The 17,991-nt window shown below is 60.8% G+C and carries 19 protein-coding genes and 1 pseudogene; 17 read left to right on the top strand and 3 right to left on the bottom strand.

Going from position 1 to position 17,991, the window contains the following annotated elements; all coding sequences use genetic code 11:
• A pseudogene (locus tag NKK50_RS27715) lies at nucleotides 1–979 on the top strand (IS1380 family transposase); the annotation flags it as partial.
• A gap of 235 nt (nucleotides 980–1,214) precedes the next feature.
• Here the strand turns inward: NKK50_RS27715 and NKK50_RS27710 are convergent.
• Nucleotides 1,215–1,379 carry a hypothetical protein gene (locus NKK50_RS27710; protein ID WP_352544215.1) on the bottom strand — a complete coding sequence of 55 codons (165 nt, stop codon included), beginning with the start codon at nucleotides 1,377–1,379 and terminating at the stop codon, nucleotides 1,215–1,217.
• Nucleotides 1,380–1,435: 56 nt separating this feature from the next.
• Nucleotides 1,436–1,825, bottom strand: coding sequence for a hypothetical protein (locus tag NKK50_RS27705; RefSeq protein ID WP_352544214.1), 390 nt, complete (start codon nucleotides 1,823–1,825; stop codon nucleotides 1,436–1,438).
• 300 nt (nucleotides 1,826–2,125) lie between these two features.
• On the opposite strand from NKK50_RS27705, the gene NKK50_RS27700 reads away from it, so the two are divergent.
• The 4 genes from NKK50_RS27700 to queE are packed head-to-tail and all read left to right on the top strand — an operon-like array spanning nucleotide 2,126 to nucleotide 4,172.
• Nucleotides 2,126–2,371 carry a hypothetical protein gene (locus tag NKK50_RS27700; RefSeq protein ID WP_352544213.1) on the top strand — a complete coding sequence of 82 codons (246 nt, stop codon included), beginning with the start codon at nucleotides 2,126–2,128 and terminating at the stop codon, nucleotides 2,369–2,371.
• A gap of 15 nt (nucleotides 2,372–2,386) precedes the next feature.
• On the top strand, nucleotides 2,387–3,085 hold the full coding sequence (queC, locus tag NKK50_RS27695; protein WP_352515443.1) for a 7-cyano-7-deazaguanine synthase QueC: 699 nt from the start codon (nucleotides 2,387–2,389) through the stop codon (nucleotides 3,083–3,085).
• On the top strand, nucleotides 3,085–3,441 hold the full coding sequence (gene queD / locus NKK50_RS27690) for a 6-carboxytetrahydropterin synthase QueD (protein ID WP_023673552.1): 357 nt from the start codon (nucleotides 3,085–3,087) through the stop codon (nucleotides 3,439–3,441). Before queC ends, queD begins: the two co-directional genes overlap by 1 nt.
• Nucleotides 3,438–4,172 (top strand): 7-carboxy-7-deazaguanine synthase QueE, encoded by a 735-nt coding sequence (gene queE, locus NKK50_RS27685; RefSeq protein ID WP_023713158.1) that lies wholly within the window; start codon nucleotides 3,438–3,440, stop codon nucleotides 4,170–4,172. Before queD ends, queE begins: the two co-directional genes overlap by 4 nt.
• Before the next feature lie 236 nt (nucleotides 4,173–4,408).
• Here the strand turns inward: queE and hemN are convergent, their stop codons facing one another.
• Nucleotides 4,409–5,758, bottom strand: coding sequence for an oxygen-independent coproporphyrinogen III oxidase (gene hemN / locus NKK50_RS27680; protein WP_352544212.1), 1,350 nt, complete (start codon nucleotides 5,756–5,758; stop codon nucleotides 4,409–4,411).
• A 152-nt stretch (nucleotides 5,759–5,910) separates the two neighbouring features.
• Here hemN and NKK50_RS27675 point away from each other — a divergent pair, with 152 nt between their 5' ends.
• The 12 genes from NKK50_RS27675 to ubiM all read left to right on the top strand — a co-directional run bounded on the left by NKK50_RS27675 (nucleotide 5,911) and on the right by ubiM (nucleotide 17,876).
• Nucleotides 5,911–6,657 (top strand): Crp/Fnr family transcriptional regulator, encoded by a 747-nt coding sequence (locus NKK50_RS27675; protein ID WP_023708062.1) that lies wholly within the window; start codon nucleotides 5,911–5,913, stop codon nucleotides 6,655–6,657.
• Between the two features lie 553 nt (nucleotides 6,658–7,210).
• On the top strand, nucleotides 7,211–8,821 hold the full coding sequence (gene ccoN, locus NKK50_RS27670) for a cytochrome-c oxidase, cbb3-type subunit I (protein ID WP_352544211.1): 1,611 nt from the start codon (nucleotides 7,211–7,213) through the stop codon (nucleotides 8,819–8,821).
• Between the two features lie 11 nt (nucleotides 8,822–8,832).
• Nucleotides 8,833–9,564 carry a cytochrome-c oxidase, cbb3-type subunit II gene (gene ccoO / locus NKK50_RS27665; protein ID WP_352544210.1) on the top strand — a complete coding sequence of 244 codons (732 nt, stop codon included), beginning with the start codon at nucleotides 8,833–8,835 and terminating at the stop codon, nucleotides 9,562–9,564.
• A gap of 11 nt (nucleotides 9,565–9,575) precedes the next feature.
• Nucleotides 9,576–9,725, top strand: coding sequence for a CcoQ/FixQ family Cbb3-type cytochrome c oxidase assembly chaperone (locus NKK50_RS27660; protein WP_023690689.1), 150 nt, complete (start codon nucleotides 9,576–9,578; stop codon nucleotides 9,723–9,725).
• Nucleotides 9,726–9,727: 2 nt separating this feature from the next.
• The gene (ccoP, locus tag NKK50_RS27655) at nucleotides 9,728–10,591 is read left to right on the top strand and encodes a cytochrome-c oxidase, cbb3-type subunit III (RefSeq protein WP_352544209.1); all 864 of its coding nucleotides are present in this window, start codon (nucleotides 9,728–9,730) and stop codon (nucleotides 10,589–10,591) included.
• A 128-nt stretch (nucleotides 10,592–10,719) separates the two neighbouring features.
• Complete coding sequence (gene ccoG / locus NKK50_RS27650; RefSeq protein WP_352544208.1) at nucleotides 10,720–12,279, top strand: cytochrome c oxidase accessory protein CcoG; 1,560 nt, start codon at nucleotides 10,720–10,722, stop codon at nucleotides 12,277–12,279.
• The gene (locus NKK50_RS27645) at nucleotides 12,276–12,773 is read left to right on the top strand and encodes a FixH family protein (protein WP_352544207.1); all 498 of its coding nucleotides are present in this window, start codon (nucleotides 12,276–12,278) and stop codon (nucleotides 12,771–12,773) included. The genes ccoG and NKK50_RS27645 overlap by 4 nt, the downstream gene beginning before the upstream one ends.
• Nucleotides 12,770–15,058, top strand: a complete 2,289-nt coding sequence (locus tag NKK50_RS27640) for a cation-translocating P-type ATPase (protein WP_352544206.1) — start codon at nucleotides 12,770–12,772, stop codon at nucleotides 15,056–15,058. Before NKK50_RS27645 ends, NKK50_RS27640 begins: the two co-directional genes overlap by 4 nt.
• On the top strand, nucleotides 15,055–15,225 hold the full coding sequence (gene ccoS, locus NKK50_RS27635; RefSeq protein ID WP_023685546.1) for a cbb3-type cytochrome oxidase assembly protein CcoS: 171 nt from the start codon (nucleotides 15,055–15,057) through the stop codon (nucleotides 15,223–15,225). Before NKK50_RS27640 ends, ccoS (NKK50_RS27635) begins: the two co-directional genes overlap by 4 nt.
• A gap of 64 nt (nucleotides 15,226–15,289) precedes the next feature.
• Nucleotides 15,290–16,057 carry a CBS domain-containing protein gene (locus NKK50_RS27630; RefSeq protein ID WP_352544205.1) on the top strand — a complete coding sequence of 256 codons (768 nt, stop codon included), beginning with the start codon at nucleotides 15,290–15,292 and terminating at the stop codon, nucleotides 16,055–16,057.
• A gap of 101 nt (nucleotides 16,058–16,158) precedes the next feature.
• Nucleotides 16,159–16,275, top strand: a complete 117-nt coding sequence (gene ccoS, locus NKK50_RS27625; RefSeq protein ID WP_502896567.1) for a cbb3-type cytochrome oxidase assembly protein CcoS — start codon at nucleotides 16,159–16,161, stop codon at nucleotides 16,273–16,275.
• Between the two features lie 419 nt (nucleotides 16,276–16,694).
• A complete protein-coding gene (ubiM, locus tag NKK50_RS27620; protein WP_023708052.1) occupies nucleotides 16,695–17,876 on the top strand; it encodes a 5-demethoxyubiquinol-8 5-hydroxylase UbiM in 1,182 nt (393 codons plus the stop codon).
• The last annotated feature ends 115 nt before the right edge of the window (nucleotides 17,877–17,991 follow it).

The following is a 17,991-nucleotide window of genomic DNA, read 5'->3' as shown; positions in this document are numbered from 1 at the left end:
ACCTACCCGGGGTGCGGGAGCTGGTCGCGATGGGACGGGCGATGGTCGATCTCTATTGCGCCTCGTTCCGGCAAGTGCCGAAGCGGATCGTACTCGACATTGATGACACCTTCGACGCTGTGCACGGAGGCCAACAGCTTCGCCTGTTCAATGCCCACCATGACAAGTACGGCTTCCAGCCGATCGTCGTGTTCGATGGTGCGGGACGGTTCGTCAGCGCGATCCTCCGACCGGCCAAGCGGCCGAGTGGGGCTGAGATCCGCCCCCACCTGCGCCGTCTGGTGCGGGCGATCCAGATCAACTGGCCGAACATTCGAATCCTGCTCCGCGGCGATAGCCATTATTGCAACCCGCAGGTCATGGACTGGTGCCGCGCCAACGACGTCGACTTCATCTTTGGCCTCGCGCCCACCACGACCCTGCGCAAGCATGTCGCGGATCTGGAGGCCAGCACGACCGCGCGCTTCGAAGCGTCGGCCAAGACAGGCAAGGTCCGCAGGTTCAAGAAGTTCGTTGACGGCGCCGCTAGTTGGAGCCGCGTCGAGCGCATCATCGCGCGGGTCGAGGTCGGCGCCCACGGTGGCGATATCCGCTTCGTCGTCACCAACGTTGCCGGTGGGAAGGCGAAGGCGCTCTACGAGGATGTCTACTGCCGGCGCGGCGCGGCCGAGAACCACATCAAGTCGTGGAAGGCGCATCTTGCCGCCGACCGCACATCCTGCACCAGAGCGACGGCCAACCAGTTCCGGCTATTCCTGCATGCCGGTGCTTACTGGTTGATGTGGGGCTTGCGGGCAGCGACGCCGAGGCTCTCGAGCTTTGCCGTCGCCCAATTCGACACGCTGCGATTGCGCCTCATCAAAATCGCTGCGCGGGTGGTCGAGATGAAATCGCAAATCCGCCTGCACCTGCCGACATTCTGCCCCGGCCAGCGTATTCTGCGCATCGTCCCGATCGCATCCCCCAACTCGCGACATAAAGATGGGGCGCAGACGCCCCGAACCGAACCGCCGACCCGAACCTGCGAACCCCCGCCTGCCATCACGCCGGAGCAATCCCGGCGCATGACGAGGCGCGTGGAAAAGCACCGCAACGGCGACCACAGCGTCGCTTCAGGCCGTCAAAGCTTATCGCCGTGCATCAAGGCGGCTAGATGGCAACGAGGCTTATGCCGCCCGAGCATCGCAGCTAAGTATGCATGAGGGGTCGTCCCTTCAAAATACTTGATACATTTGCGCTTGCGTAGCTCCTTGCATGCGCTCGATGCCAGGAGGAGACCTCTGTTCTAAACGCTCGCATCGATGCAACGCCGTTGACACCACCATCGCGGCGACCGCTTTGCCGCGGCCGCCGCAGCCCTTTTCGAGCATGACGATCATGCCGGCGCCATCGCAGTGATGCACTTGCAAATTCAGAGATGCATTCTGGCCAAATGCTAGGTGCCCAGCATATGTCCGGCATCCCGCAACGCCGCTACGAAGAGACGGGCATTGCCGTTGGCATCCATCTTGGCCTGCATCGACAGGGGCATCCTGTGCCAGCTCTCCAAGGCCGCAATGTAATGTGAGAACATACCGTTAACGATGCAATAGTGGGTAACTAGGCCGTGTCCGTCTAACGCCAGCACGCCGAACTGGCCGCCGTGATATCGGATGGCTGCGACCCGCTGGACCTGCGCGTCACCGTCGATCCGCGCGTCGAAAAGCAGGCTGCCGCGGCTCCTGGTGGCTATCTCGGCGGCTTTTTCAGCGAAGCTCAACGAGAGCGAGCGGACGCTTTCGACTGCCATCTGTAAAACCATCAAGTTCAGTTCATCCACTGCCATAAGGTACCTGTGCGCAAGACATGGGTGATTGCAATCGACCACACCGCTTGTTCACAGATGTCGGCTCACGACCGGTTATTCAGGGTTCGCCGGTCATCCATCGAGGGCGCGCTCATCAAAATGATCCTGAAGTGGAATGCGCTGCATCTACGAAACGCGAGGAGCAGGCCAGCCAAAGCTGTCGCGACAATTGACCTCATAATCCATCCCGATATCTGGATTTCGGCATCGCTGAACATCCCTGGTAAGTGAGCTGTTTGCGGCAAGCCCATCTCGGCTTTCTACCCCGAAACCGTTGCAATGGCGTCGCTCGGCGCTCGGGACCGCCAGGCTCTGCTCGTCGAGAACTTTGTCCCCGAGAAGCGTTCGACTTTGAGCATTCCGCTGAAGGGTGACGTCTCGCCAGTCTGTGTCCTTGCAGCTCACCGCGAGGGCTTTTTGCGCATCGCACGCAAGCGCACGAACTGGTCTCCGTTCACTTCACAAAATGGTTTTCCTGAAGTACTGGAGCGCAGAGAAATCTCCGGTCGCAGCCTACCCGGTTAAAACAAGGACCCAACGATGAAGACTCTCGTCGTCTGCTCCGGCGGATTGGATTCCGTTACTCTTGCCCACAAGGTGGCAGCGGAGCACCAGCTTACCGGCCTGCTATCGTTCGATTACGGCCAACGGCATAGGAAGGAATTGGGCTTCGCCACCCTCTGCGCGGAGCGCCTGAGTGTCCCGCAGCGAATCATCGATATCCACGAGATCGGCGGCGGCCTTTCCGGCTCCGCGCTGACCGACAATGTGGACGTGCCCGACGGGCACTATGCCGAAGACACTATGAAGATAACGGTGGTGCCCAACCGGAACGCCATCATGTTGGCCATTGCCTTCGGCCTCGCCGCAGCGCAAGACGCTGACGCAGTGGCGACGGCCGTGCATGGTGGGGATCACGTTGTCTATCCCGATTGCCGTCCGGCCTTCATCGACGCTTTCCAGATGATGCAGGACCACGCGCTCGACGGCTACGCGCAGATTCGCCTTTATGCACCCTATGTGAACCTGACGAAGGCGGACATTGTTACGGATGGAGCCACATACGGCACGCCGTTTGCGCAGACCTGGTCCTGTTACAAGGGCGCCGAGCGTCATTGCGGGAGGTGCGGGACCTGCGTCGAGCGGCGTGAGGCGTTTCACATCGCTGGGCACCCGGACCCAACCGAGTATGAGGACTCCGACTTCTGGCTCGGAGCGCTGCGAAGGACTACCGCGTAATGTTCCGCATCACCAAGGAATTCCACTTCTCAGCCTCGCATCAGCTCACCTCATTGCCACCCGATCACCAATGCGCGCGCCTGCACGGACATAACTACATCGTCGAAGTGGAGCTTTCAGCGGATGGACTGGACGATCACGGCTTCGTGCGCGACTACCACGACTTGGCGCCATTCAAACGCTACATCGACGAGAGCTTCGACCACCGGCATCTCAACGACGTGCTGGGACACGAGCAAGTCACGGCGGAATATCTGGCCAGACATTTCTACGACTGGTGCAAGGCACGCCTGAGCGAAACCGCGGCCGTGCGGGTGAGCGAAACGCCGAAAACCTGGGCGGAATACCGGCCATGACGAATACTCATCCCGCAATCCGCGTTAGCGAGATTTTCGGGCCGACGATCCAGGGCGAGGGCGTGCTCATAGGTTTGCCGACGATCTTCGTCAGAACCGGCGGGTGTGACTATCGCTGTTCCTGGTGCGACAGCCTCCATGCTGTGGACAATCAATTCCGCCATGAATGGGAGATGATGTCCGTTGGCGCGGTGTGGAAAAATGTGCTTGCCCTTTCCGGTGGCCGCCCGCTGATGGTGTCGCTATCAGGCGGCAATCCGGCCATCCAGCCGCTCGGCGCGCTCATCGACCGGGGCCATGGTGACGGTTACCGTTTTGCGCTGGAAACCCAAGGGTCGCTTGCCAGGGACTGGTTTGCGCAGCTTGACGTGCTGATCCTCAGCCCAAAGCCGCCGTCAAGCCAAATGACGACAGATTGGGCCGCTGTCGAGGCGTGCCTCCAGGCGGCACAAGGCAAGCCCCAAGTCGTGCTCAAGCTCATTGTTTTCGACGAAAGGGACTACACCTACGCGAAAGACGCCGCTGCGCAATTTCCGCAACTTCCGATCTATCTGCAGCCCGGCAATCACACGCCGCCACACCCCACAAATGATGACGCGCCTGTCGACCTTGACGGAATATTGAAGCGCATGGAGTGGCTGGTTGACAGCGTGACCCGCGACAGATGGTTCGAGGCCCGCGTGCTACCGCAGCTGCACGTTGTGCTCTGGGGTAACAAGAGAGCCGTCTAGCCCAGGCCCTTTCCACTGGAACTGCGCCGGCAGAATTCGGGTGAACGGGTGGTTCAGGTCGAAGGGAGCTGTCGCCGACAACCATGATCCGACAGGCAGGGCTCGAGCGGACGATATCGTCGCTGCGCCAAGACGCGTCTGGTCCGCTCAGAATCTTGTCTCGATAGACGGTCGCCGATCAACAAACGTACCGCGGTCCATGATCGACTGAGAGGCATGACCATTCCTCTGAGTGCTCAGACTGCCGCCGAGTGCCTGGCCGTTCCAGCTTCGAAATATTTGTCGAACCTGGCCGCGATGCTTCGGACGAAAGGGCGACTTTCAGCCGGCACAACGAATCTGTCGCCATCAAGTTCAAGCAATCGAACCGGATCGTGGAGGGCCATGGAACTTGACTGAAGGAGGAGCCTCTGGCCGGCCTCGCCGAAGCGTTCCACCAGATCGATGGCCGAGAAGGCGAAGTCGCACATCAAACGTTCGATGATCCAGCCGCGAACGCGGTCGTCGTTGGAAAGTGCGATACCCCGAACAGCGGCCAGCCCGCCGTCATCCACCGTGCATCGATATTCGCTGGTCGAAAGCATGTTCTGCGCATAGCCCTGCCGAAACTGGCTGATGGACGATGGGCCTAACCCAATCAAGGTTTCGCAACAATCGTCGGTGTAACCCTGAAAGTTCCGGTGCAGTGTTCCGGCGCGGGCGGCAAGGGCCAGGGCATCGCCGGGTTTGGCGAAATGGTCGAGGCCGATTGCTTCGTACCCTTGGTCCACGATCGCCCGCGCCGCCAGTTGCGATTGAGCAAATCTCTCCGCGGGACCGGGCAGCCATGCCTCGTCGATCATCGTCTGGTGTTTCTTGAACCACGGCACATGGGCGTAGCCAAAAAGCGCTATCCTGTCCGGCTCCAGGGTCAGTGCCTGCGCGACCGTTGAGGAAACGCTCGCCCTGGTTTGGTGCGGCAGGCCGTAGAGCAGGTCTAGATTGACGGATTCGACGCCGCGCGAACGAACACCGTCGACTACCGCTTTGGTCTGCAAAAAGCTCTGCTCGCGGTTGATTGCCTTCTGAACCTTCGGATCGAAGTCCTGGACGCCGAGGCTCGCACGGGTCATGCCGATTTCGGCAAGCGCATCGAGGCGGGCATCGTCCATATCGTTGGGTTCGATTTCAACGCTGATCGTGGCGCCGGGAAGAAAGCCGAAGCTGTTGCGCAGGGCGGTTCCCAGCGCCACCATATCTTCGGGTTTGAGCATGGTCGGCGAACCGCCACCGAAATGGACGGCACGGACGCGACCCTTGCCTGCGACAAGACTGGCGACGGTGGCGATCTCGGCATGCAGTGAGCGCAGATATGTGGTCACCGGTTCGTAATGGCGTGTCTGCTTGGTATGGCAGGCACAGAACCAGCAAAGCTTGTCGCAGTAAGGGATGTGCAGATAGAGCGAGATCTCGTCACCACCGCCGAGCGCTTGCAGCCAGCCACGACAAACGGCAGCATCAACGCCTGGATTGAAATGCGGCGCGGTCGGGTAGCTCGTGTAGCGCGGGACTTTCTCGCCAAATCTGGCAACTAGCTTTTGTCGCATGTCGTGGTCCACCGTGTTTGCGTCGCCCGAACTGTGGATGCTTGGATGAGCCTAAGCCCTGATTTCGATCAACCTTCAGCACGGACAAACTGCCGCAAGGATTTTTCTACCGTGGATGCTATCCTGCCCGCACGGACCGGTAGAGCGATCGAATGACATTACGGCAGGATATTCACAGTTCCGGCATCCCCGTTCTTTGCCTGTCTTGCGAGGCACGGCGCCGCGGTGTCTGTGGCGCGCTAGAGCCAGACCATTTGGCTCAGCTCGCCAAGACGTCGTCGCGGCACAATATCGAGCCGGGGGTCGAACTGATCGGCGACGCCGAGGCGGTCGACTGTTATTCGAACGTGCTTTCAGGCGTGGTGAAGCTCACGAAGAGCCTGTCAGATGGACGCCAACAGATTGTCGGCCTGCAGTTCGCCCCGGATTTTCTGGGTCGGCCCTTCAAGATGAAAAGTGCGATCAATGCGGAAGCGGCAACAGCTGTCTCGCTATGCTCGTTTCCCAGAGCGGCCATCGAACGGATGATGAAGCAGTCACCCGAATTTGTGCATCGCCTGCTCAAGCAGGCGCTGAACGAACTTGACGAGGCACGCGAATGGATGGTGACTCTGGGGCGCAAGACCGCACCAGAAAAGGTGGCGAGCTTTCTCCTCATGATTGCCCGGAACATCGACTCCAATGTTGACCCGACGGCTAGCTCGACGTGCTTCGAGCTGCCGATGACGCGTGCCGACATTTCTGATTTCCTTGGAATCACAAACGAGACCGTGAGCCGTCAGCTGACCAGCCTGAGAATGGACGGCGTGATTCGGATCGAGAACAACCGCCGCGTCACCGTGGACAGCATGAGCCGGCTGGAACGGCGCTGCGGCGGCCGAGGCGCTACAGCCGTTTGAATGACGCAGAAGCTGCATGGCCCCCGTCACTTACTTCATTCGGGGCAGGGCATGCTCGCGTTGGGCTCAGAAGAAGTCGCGTAGCGACAGCCCGTTCTCCATCCGATCGTATGCGCCAGTTGCCTTTCGGCTCGTCGGCGAAGCATCCACACTTGGCCGAAGTCAATACGCCTCATCCGCAGGGGAAAATCGCCGTCTCCCCAAGCCATGAATGTCACGACGGCAGCGTAACGCTGGCGCTGGCCGTTCCAATGCATTGAACGCGGGGTTCGGTAAGGCGTCGACCTGCTTTCCAGCGTCGCAGAAGGTGCGCTCCCCCACACGCCCGCGGTCGCCTCCGCACCCGGGGCCCGACCGGGACGCCAGGCCCCATCCATAAACGGGCGGCCGGTGGTGCGCTTCCACATTCGATCGTCGCAGTCTGATCGCACCGAACTCGATGCTGCTCGAGCAAAATGGTGCGGCTCTGACATGGATCAGGGCGAGCAGGCGACGGCTGCGCAATAAGGCACCGCGGTTTGGCATCCGCCGGAATTGGAAATCGGGGTTTGCGATGAAATTCGGCAAAGAAATCGTGCTTCTAAGCCTGTTCGCATTCGCGGCTTTGGTGGCGGCTGGCACTGGGGTGGATGAACCCTTTCGCCAGCACATGTGGGTCTTGTTCTTCGCCTTGGCTGGCTTCACTGCGATCCTACTGCGTAACACTGAGTTCAAGCCTGCCGCTCCGATCGACCCGTCCGCTTACATGGACGGGCCAATCCGCTATGGCGCAATCGCCACCATGTTCTGGGGTGTCATCGGCATGCTTGTCGGCGTGGCCATCGCGCTGCAGCTTGCCTATCCCGATCTCAACATCCAGCCCTGGTTCAACTTCGGCCGCTTGCGGCCTCTGCACACCTCGGGCGTCGTCTTTGCCTTCGGCGGCAACGCGCTGCTTTGCACGTCTCTCTATGTCGTCCAACGCACATGCCGCGCTCGGCTGTTCGGTGGCGATCTCGCCTGGTTCGTGTTCTGGGGCTACCAGCTCTTCATTGTCATGGCCGCGACCGGTTATCTGCTCGGCATCACCGAGAGCCGCGAATATGCGGAACCCGAATGGTATGTCGACATCTGGCTGACCATCGTCTGGGTCGCCTACCTGATCCTGTTTCTGGGCACCATCCTGAAGCGCAAGGAACCGCACATCTACGTCGCCAACTGGTTCTACCTTTCCTTCATCGTGACCATCGCGATGCTGCATGTGATCAACAACCTCTCGATGCCGGCCTCCTTCCTCGGATCCAAGAGCTATTCCGCATTTTCCGGAGTCCAGGACGCCCTGACGCAGTGGTGGTACGGCCACAATGCGGTCGGGTTCTTCCTCACCGCCGGCTTCCTCGGCATGATGTACTATTTCGTGCCCAAGCAGGCCAACCGGCCGGTCTATTCCTACCGCCTCTCGATCGTCCATTTCTGGGCAATCATCTTCCTCTACATCTGGGCCGGGCCGCATCACCTGCACTACACCGCCCTGCCCGACTGGGCGCAGACGCTTGGCATGGTGTTCTCGATCATGCTGTGGATGCCGTCATGGGGCGGCATGATCAACGGCCTGATGACGCTGTCGGGCGCCTGGGACAAGCTGCGCACCGATCCCATCATCCGCATGATGGTGATGGCCATCGCCTTCTACGGCATGTCGACCTTCGAAGGCCCGATGATGTCGATCAAGACGGTCAACTCGCTGTCGCATTATACCGACTGGACCATTGGCCACGTCCATTCCGGCGCACTCGGCTGGGTCGGCATGATCTCGTTTGGCGCAATCTACTTCATGGTGCCGAGACTCTGGAACCGTGAACGCCTCTATTCGCTCAGGCTCGTCACCTGGCATTTCTGGCTGGCGACGCTCGGCATCGTCGTCTACGCCGCGGTGATGTGGGTGTCCGGCATCATGCAGGGCCTGATGTGGCGCGAATACGACGAACAGGGCTTCCTGGTCTACTCCTTCGCCGAAACCGTGGCAGCCATGCATCCTTACTACATCATGCGTGCCATCGGCGGCGCCATGTATCTGGCCGGCGCCCTGCTCATGGCCTGGAACATCGCCATGACCATCCTCGGCTACCGGCGCGAGCAGGATCCGATGCCGCGCTCCACCCCCGCCCTCCAGCTTGCGCGATGATGAGACAGAAAATGAGGTTGATGAACAGACACGCGGTCATCGAGAAGAACGCTACACTTCTACTCGTGGGCTCCCTCCTAGTGGTAACGGTCGGCGGCATCGTCGAGATCGCGCCGCTCTTCTATCTCGACAACACGATCGAGAAGGTGGAAGGCATGCGCCCCTACTCGCCGCTCGAACTTGCCGGGCGAAACATCTATGTCCGCGAGGGCTGCTACCTCTGCCACAGCCAGATGATCAGGCCGTTCCGTGACGAGGTCGAGCGCTACGGCCACTACAGCCTGGCGGCCGAGTCGATATACGACCACCCCTTCCAGTGGGGATCGAAGCGCACCGGACCGGATCTCGCCCGCGTTGGCGACCGGTATTCCAACCTGTGGCACGTGGATCACCTGACAGATCCACGGTCCGTGGTGCCGGAATCGATCATGCCGAGCTATGCCTTCCTGAAGGACAAGCCGATCGCGGTGAAGGACTTCTCGACGCATCTGGTCGCCAACAGGCGCGTCGGCGTCCCTTACTCCGACGACATGATCGCCAACGCCAATGCCGATTTGATGGCGCAGGCTGATCCCAACGCCGACACATCCGGCCTCGAGGCCCGCTACCCCAAGGCCAAGATCGGCGACTTCGACGGCAACCCGCAGCAAGTCACCGAAATGGACGCGCTGGTTTCTTATCTCCAGATGCTGGGCACGCTGGTCGATTTCAAGAACTACGATGAGACCGCCGGCTACCGCTGAGGACAATGGCCATGACGTACAATTTCATGCGGGAGTTTGCCGACAGCTGGGGCCTACTTGCCATGGCTCTTTTCTTCATCGGATCCGTTGCCTTTGCAGTTCGTCCCGGAAGCCGCAGGCAAGCCGGCGAAGCAGCTCAAATTCCTCTGAAGGAGGACTGATCATGAGCAGCGATCACATCGACGAGGTTTCCGGCATCTCAACCACCGGTCATGAGTGGGACGGCATCCGGGAGCTCAACAACCCGCTTCCGCGCTGGTGGATCTGGACGTTCTACATCACCATAGTCTGGGCGATCGGCTACACCATCGCCTATCCGGCATGGCCTCTGCTGCACACGGCAACCAAGGGGGTGCTCGGCTACTCCAGCCGCAACGATGTCGGGGACGAGTTGTCCAAGGCTGAAGCAGCCAAGGGCAAATATGTCGCCGCGATAGAAGCGAAAAGTGTTTCGGAGATCGCGGCGGACGACACGCTGCGCGAATTCGCCGTCGCCGCCGGCGGTGCCGCGTTCAAGCTCAATTGCGTCCAGTGCCATGGCTCCGGCGCCCAGGGCTCCAAGGGCTTCCCCAACCTCAACGACGACGACTGGCTGTGGGGCGGCAAGGCGGACCAGATCCAGCAGACGGTTACACATGGCATTCGCTTCGCCTCCGATCCGGATACGCGCCTGTCCGAAATGCCGGCCTTTGGCGACATCATCACTGCCGATCAGATCAAACAGGTCAGCGCCTATATTGCCAGCCTGTCCCAAACCGTCAGCGATCAGGTGTTGGTGGCGCCCGGCGCCAAGGTCTTTGCCGAAAACTGCGTGGCCTGTCATGGCAACAATGCAAAGGGCAACAAGGAACTCGGCGCTCCTGATCTGACCGACGCCATCTGGCTCTACGGATCGGGCGAAGCCGCCATCGCCGCCCAGGTAACCGCACCGAAACAGGGCGTGATGCCGGCTTGGGGCGCGCGCCTCGGCGAGATCAAGGTCAAGGAACTGGCGGTCTACATCCATTCGCTTGGCGGCGGAGAATAGGAAAGCAGCCTATTCTCGTCCTCCCCCTCCCGCCAAGCGACGAGGCCCGGCGCAAGCCGGGCCTCGGCATCATCCAGAACCGATGAGTCGGCTTCCGGCGAAATCGTCGCTGGTGACTGGAGCTTCTCGTGCTCGATAACACGCAAATAGAACGGATCGAACCCACGACGGTCAACTCCGCCAAGGTGCGCCAGCCAATGTATGCCGCGCGCAGGAAGATCTTCCCGAAGCGGGCCTCGGGCAGCTTTCGCCGATTCAAATGGATCGTGATGGCGATCACGCTCGGCATCTACTATCTGACGCCGTGGCTGCGCTGGGACCGCGGTCCGTTTGCCCCCGACCAGGCGGTGCTGCTTGATGTCGCCAACCGGCGCTTCTATTTCTTCTTCATCGAGATATGGCCCCAGGAATTCTACTATGTCGCCGGCCTTCTGGTCATGGCCGGCGTCGGTCTTTTCCTGATCACGTCGACTGTTGGCCGTGCCTGGTGTGGCTACACATGCCCACAGACCGTATGGGTCGATCTGTTCCTGGTCCTCGAGCGCGCGATCGAGGGCGACCGCAACGCACGCATCAAGCTCGATGCCGGTCCCTGGACCACTCGTAAGCTTGTGCTGCGGGCATCAAAACACGTCATCTGGCTGGTCATAGCCGCAGCGACTGGTGGCGCATGGATCTTCTATTTCGCCGATGCGCCGACGCTGCTCGGCGAACTCTTCACCGGCACGGCAGCGCCTGTCGCTTACATCACCGTCGCGGTTCTGACGGCGACGACCTACACGTTTGGCGGGCTGATGCGCGAACAGGTCTGCACCTATATGTGCCCTTGGCCGCGCATCCAGGCAGCCATGCTCGACGAGAGCTCGCTCACCGTCACCTACAATGACTGGCGCGGCGAACCGCGCACCCGTCACGCCAAGAAGGTTCTTGCCGCAGGGCATCCCGTCGGCGATTGCGTCGACTGCAATGCCTGTGTCGCCGTCTGTCCGATGGGGATCGACATACGCGACGGTCAGCAACTCGAATGCATCACCTGCGCGCTCTGCATCGATGCCTGTGACGGCGTCATGGACAAGCTCGGCAAAGCGCGAGGACTGATCTCCTACGCGACGCTCTCCGACTACAACGCCAACATGATCCTGGCCACCGCCGGCGGCGCCAGCTCGGTCAATCCATCACTGGTCAGGACGGATGACGGCCTGTTTTCGGACAGGGTGGCGCATTTCCAGGTCCGCAAGATCTTTCGGCCACGCACCTATGTCTACATGGCGATGTGGTCGCTGATCGGACTGGGCCTGCTCTTTTCGCTGCTCACGCGCGACCGGCTCGAAATCAACGTCTTGCACGACCGCAATCCGCAATTCGTGACGCTGTCGGACGGCTCAATCCGTAATGGCTACACCGTCAAGCTTTTGAATATGATCCCCGAGCCAAGAACGATCGTCGTCGCCCTTGGGGGTTTGCCGGGCGCAGAAATGAGCATCGTTGGCGTCGACCTGCCGGCCGCCCGCTCGTTCCCGGTCCAGGTTGAACCGGACCGGCTGAAGATGCTGAAAATTTTCGTGCGCCTGCCCGCCGACCAGATTCATGGCCAGGCGCAGACCTTCACATTCCGGGTCGAAGACAAGGTCAGCTTCGAGTCCAACGAATACACCGCCACCTTCAACTCGCCGGAGATCGCCAGATGAACGCCACCACGCGAAAACCCCGCGAGTTCACCGGCAGGCACATGTTGGCCACCATCCTTGCCTTTTTCGGCGTGGTCATCGCGGTCAATCTGACGATGGCGACGCTTGCCAACACAAGCTGGACCGGCCTTGTCGTCGAAAATACCTATGTGGCGAGCCAACAATTCAACAAGAAGGCCGAGGAAGGCCGTGCGCAGGCAGCGCTTGGCTGGACCGGCCAGTTGACCATCGCATGGGGCGAAGTCCGCTATCGCATCATCGACGCCGCGGGCAAACCGGTTTCCCTGCATGGCGTGAAGGTGCTGTTTCGCCATCCGGCTTACGAGAAAGAGGATGAGTCCGTCACGCTCGCCCTCGTCTCTGGCCAGGAGTTTGCAGCACAACACGTGCCAAGGGATGGAGTGTGGATTGTCGAAATCGACGCCGATGCCGGCCTGGCAAGACCTTATCGCGACGTGCGCAGGGTCATGATTTCCAATGGAGCGCTAAAATGAGCTGCTGTGCACCGGGCGCGGAAGTCGCGCTGGATCTTGTCAGCGCCACTTCAGTTCTGCCGTCCAGCCAGGAGGTCAGGCTGGCCAGCCGATCGCTTGGCGACGACCTTCATCAGACCGACCTTTCGGTGCCGACCGTTCATTGCGGCGCCTGCATCCAGACGATCGAGACGGCCTTGGGAAAACTCGGTCACGTCGAGGCAGCTCGCGTGAACCTGTCAACCAAGCGGGTCTCAGTCCGCTGGCGCGGCGACGAGGCTCCACCATTGGTCGCTGTGCTCGGCCGGCTCGGCTATCAGGCGCATTTGTTCGAAACCGTGATTGATGCAAAGGACAAGATGCTTTCGGAGCTTATCCGCGCCGTCGCTGTTGCCGGCTTTGCTGCGGGCAACATCATGCTGCTCTCGGTGTCGGTCTGGTCCGGCGCCGAGGGCGCCACCCGCGACCTGTTCCACTGGGTCTCGGCCCTGATCGCCATTCCTGCGCTGGCCTTCGCCGGCGGCATCTTCTTCAAGTCGGCGTGGAATGCGCTGCGCCACGGCCGCATGAACATGGACGTGCCGATCGCCGTCGGCGTGTCGCTGGCCTACGCCATGAGCCTCTATGAGACGATCACCCACGGCGACCACGCCTATTTCGACGCATCGGTATCCCTGCTGTTCTTTCTCCTGATCGGTCGCACGCTCGATCACGTGATGCGGGAACGCGCGCGGACCGCGGTAAAGAACCTGTCACAGTTGGCCGCACGCGGTGCCATGGTGCTGCGCGGCGATGGCGCTCGGGACTATTTGCCGGTTGGCGAAATCGAACCGGGGATGCAACTGCTCATTGCAGCCGGCGAGAGAATCCCCGTCGACAGCACGATCGTTCATGGGGCGTCGGATCTTGACTGCTCACTGGTCACTGGCGAGAGCACGCCCAGTAGCGTGGCGCCGGAAGACACCGTGCAGGCCGGGGTCCTCAACCTTACCGGTCCGCTGACGATAGAGGCCACAGCCGCCGCGAAAGATTCGTTCTTGGCGGAAATGGTTCGGCTTATGGAGGCCGCCGAAGGTGGTCGCGCCCGGTATCGCCGTATCGCCGACCGCGTGTCGGCACTCTACGCGCCCGTGGTTCATCTCACCGCATTGGTAACATTCACGGGCTGGATGGCGGCGACCGGCGACTGGCATCGGGCGATGACGATTGCCATCGCTGTTCTCATCATCACATGCCCCTGCGCGCTTGGCCTCGCCGTCCCAATCGTTCAGGTGGTCGCCGCGCGGCGCCTGTTCGAGAACGGCATCATGGTGAAGGACGGCTCGGCCATGGAGCGCCTGGCAGCGATCGATACAGCCGTGTTCGACAAGACCGGCACGCTCACGCTTGGCCAGCCCAGGCTCGTCAACACGTCGTCGATCGATCCCGCCATGCTGGCAATCGCTGCCGACTTGGCCGCGCATTCGCGTCATCCATATTCAAAGGCCATTGCCGGCTTTGCCGTCAGCAGCAGCCAGCACAAATTCGATGCGGTGACCGAGCACCCGGGTTTCGGGATCGAAGCCACCGCCGCCGGTATCACCTGGCGGCTGGGTCGACGCGGATGGGCTGGCTGGAAGGCGCGAACCGGCGGCGAAGGCAAACATGGCTATGGCGGAACAGTGCTGACGAAAAACGGCATGATTGTCGCGTCCTTCGTTTTCGAAGATGCGCTACGCCTCGACACCAGGGCAGCGATCGATCAACTGCGCAACGCTGGTATGTGCGTGGAAATGCTGTCGGGCGATACCGCGAAAGCCTGCGCCGAGATTGCGGACGTGCTCGGTGTCGATGACTTCGTTCCCTGCCTGCTCCCGTCCGGCAAGGTTGAACGCATCGAGAGTCTGGCGAGAGACGGGCACAAGGTTCTGATGGTTGGCGACGGGCTCAACGACACACCGGCGCTGAGCGCCGCGGATGTCTCGATCGCACCCGCCACGGCGGCCGACATTGGCCGCAATGCAGCCGACTTCGTTTTTCTGCGCGAAAGCCTTTTGGCGATCCCGCTGGCGCTGGACGTGTCGCGCAAGGCGGGAAGCCTGATCCGACAGAACATAACAATTGCGATCGTTTACAATGCTGTGGCCGTGCCGATCGCCATTCTGGGCCACGTTACGCCTCTCATCGCGGCGGTCGCGATGTCTGCCTCGTCATTGCTTGTGATTGGAAATGCCATGCGTCTGCAAGGCTTCGCAACGGGTGCGCCGTCCGAAACTGCGCGGCAGGACAGGCCCGCGCGGGCCGGCGCCTTGGCCCAATCCTCATGACGACGCTCGCCTATCTCATTCCGGTGGCGCTGTTCCTTGGCGCACTCGGCCTGTCCGGCTTCCTGTGGGCGTTGAGAAGCGGCCAGTACGACGATCTCGATGGCGCGGCGGAGCGCATTCTTATCGACCGCGACGACGGCGCGGAGAATGCTCCTCGTTCCAAGTGACTCAGATCAACGCGCCGCGGGTCGGGATGTCCTATCGTCGTCACGAAAGATCAGGAGGGTGAGGATGCAAGCCGAATCCATAATGACGAAGCCAGTCATCACGACGCATGCGAACGCGACGATAGCCGAAGCGGTCGAGCTCATGCTTTCAAAAAAGGTCAGCTGCCTGCCGGTAGCGAACAGCGACGGCACCCTGATCGGCATTGTAAGCAAAAGCGACTTCTTGCGCCGAGAGGAACTCGGGACCCAGCGTGTGCGTCCGCGCTGGCTGGAGCTTGATCTTGGCCCGGGCACAACCGCCAATGACTATGCGCGCTCGAATGGACGGATTATCCATCAGGTGATGACCACACCCGTCATCTCGGCGCCTCCTGGCGCCCCGATTGCAGATATTGTCGACCTGATGATGCAACATCGCATCAACAATGTTCCGATTGTCGATCGGGACAGGGTCGTCGGCATCATCACGCGAACTGATTTGCTGCTTGTCCTGATCCGCGCCATGCCGAAACAGGGCACCACGCCACCCGATGACGACCTGATCCGCAAGGCCATACTTGCCGAACTGCAGTCACAAACCTGGAGCGGTGGTGACTTGATCGATGTGAGGGTCAGCGACGGCCTTGTCGAACTGAAGGGGGCGATTGTCGATGAGCGTCAGCGGAAGGCAGCGATTGTTGCGGCTGAGAAGGTTGCCGGCGTCGGGCAAGTCAAGGACAGCCTCCTCCTCAGTAGGGACCCGTTCGGTGACGGTTTCATAGCTGCGGAAAAAGCGGGGACGCCAAGCAGAGTCCCTTTGGTTCTACTCCCTTCCCACATCACTTGGACATGAGGCCGTCGGCGAGTTCCTTCAGCGTATAGCGCCCGTCATGGTTGGCGAGCACGCTGTCGTCAGCGAAGACGCCCGTCCTGAGGGAATGCGATGGCCGCTGCCTGTTTTGGTGGGGCTTGGACCGGGGCTTCCTGTGGATCTTGATGAGCGGCCAATACGAAGATCTCGACGGCTCCGCCCAGCGGATCCTTATCGATCGGGAAGAGCCGCGAGGCTGAACCGGTTGGCGGCGCCAAGGACTGTGCGGATGCTGGTCGTCATCGACCGAATCTTTAGCTGGCGATCGCCCGCGTTATGACGATATCGCCGCGCGTGCGAAGAACGGATCAGCCGGCAATACGTTGCCGAACCTTTGGGTAGGAGAGGCACGCGATTGGGAAGCCGACCATTCAGAATGACTAGACATGCAACGTTTTCGCGGCAATCGACCACTCGACCGTGAACCCGCAGTTGCCGGGTTTGTCGAGCCTGGTTGATCCAGATCAGCGTTATCTCTTCATCGGCATGGTTTCATTGACCAGGCTTCCAACGGAGAACGCATGTCTATCGACGCTGGGGAGATGAGCGGCAAACCGTGGGTGATTGCGATGCTTCAAGAGCGCTTCGTATCGCAGATAGCCGCTATGGCGGCACGCTGATGGCCGGCTCTGTCGAGACATTCGACATCATTGTCGTCGGAGCTGGGCCGGTCGGACTTGCCTTCGCAGCATCGCTCGCCCGGAGCCGACTCAAGGTAGCTGTGGTTGAACGGCAGTCGCTCGACAGCCTCGCGAATCCGGCTTTCGACGGTCGCGAGATCGCGCTGACCCACGCATCAGTGAGAATCCTTCGCGAGCTCGGCGCCTGGGATGCCATCCCCGCATCGGACAAATCACCGCTTCATGGCGCGCGCGTGCTCAACGGATCGAGCCCTTTCGCCCTGTGCTTCGATACTCCCAGCGGATCTGGGGAACCACTCGGATTTCTGGTCCCAAATTGTCGGATCCGCGATGCCCTGTTCAAAATTGTGTACTTCCAGGATCATGCCCCGGTGCTGTGCGGCAACTCGGTCGTCAATGCAACAAATAGCGACGACGAGGCGGTCATAACGCTTTCTGATGGCAGGCAATTGGCCGCTCGGCTGCTCGTCGCAGCGGATTCGCGTTTGTCCGCGATGCGCGACCTGCTCGGCATTGGCGCCAACATCCATCCGCTTGGCCACTCAATGCTGATTTGCCGAGTGAGGCACGAGCGCTTCCATCACCAGATCGCGGTCGAATGGTTCGACCACCATCAGACCATAGCGATGTTGCCGCTCATGGAAGGCGTGTCGTCGCTGCTTCTAACTTTGCGCTCAATCGAGGCCGATAGACTGTCTGTTCTCGATGACGAATTGTTCCTCATGGAATTGATGAACCGGTGTCGAGGATGCCTCGGGCAGATGACCCTGGCAAGCACCCGCCATGCCTATCCGCTGGTCACGACCTGGGCTCACAAGTTCTCGGCACCGAGTGCGGCACTGATAGGAGACGCTGCCATCGGCATGCACCCGGTGACCGCGCATGGCTTCAACATCGGCCTCAGCGGCCAGAAGCAACTCGCTCATAAAATACTGACAGCATGTCGCGCCCGCCGCGACATTGCCGATCCCGACATGCTCGGCAGATACGAAAGCCGGCTGCGGCTGTCGGCGGCGCCGCTCTATCATGCCACCAACATGCTTGTCGGTCTTTACTCAAGCGAGCACCCGGCGGCACGGCTTGCAAGACATGCTGGGCTCCGCTTTGCCCAACATCTTCCCTTTGTCCGCCATGGCATTTCGGCCATGCTCAGGCGGTGAATCGCACAGAGCGCTACCGCTCTGGAGCGCTGTCTCGGCGCGGCTTCTTTGTCTTGCTGGCTCGCAGCGTCGCGGGCAAGGCTGCTTCCTGGTGACGTTGCCGATCATGGCATGA

Origin of the sequence: Mesorhizobium sp. M0001 (genome assembly GCF_040324255.1) — a bacterium.
Lineage (GTDB): Bacteria > Pseudomonadota > Alphaproteobacteria > Rhizobiales > Rhizobiaceae > Mesorhizobium.
Note: the sequence above shows the minus strand (reverse complement) of the source record. Positions and strands in the feature narration are given on the sequence as shown.